A 255-nucleotide genomic window follows, 5' to 3' on the forward strand; every position below is an offset into this window, starting at 1 on the left:
AGAAAGACAATCGGTAGTTTAAATAGAAATAAAGTAAGATTAAAAGTTGCAAGACTTCAAGAACATATAGCTAATCAAAGAAATGATTTTCTACAAAAACTATCTACTAAACTAATAAAAGAGAACGGTATTATTTGCATAGAAGATTTACAAGTAAAGAATATGATTAGAAATCGTAAACTATCTCGCTTAATTTCTGATGTGTCATGGTCAGAGTTTATTCGTCAATTAGAATACAAGGCTAATTGGTATGGT

Annotated in this window: 1 protein-coding gene; it reads left to right on the forward strand. The window is 28.2% G+C overall.

Annotated features, from left to right (window positions below; all coding sequences use genetic code 11):
* A partial coding sequence (locus KGF42_RS19570) for an RNA-guided endonuclease TnpB family protein (RefSeq protein ID WP_227826944.1) occupies positions 1-255 on the forward strand: 255 nt, incomplete at both ends.

It is taken from the genome of Clostridioides sp. ZZV15-6383, assembly GCF_020657735.1.
In the GTDB taxonomy this organism is placed as follows: domain Bacteria; phylum Bacillota; class Clostridia; order Peptostreptococcales; family Peptostreptococcaceae; genus Clostridioides; species Clostridioides difficile_D.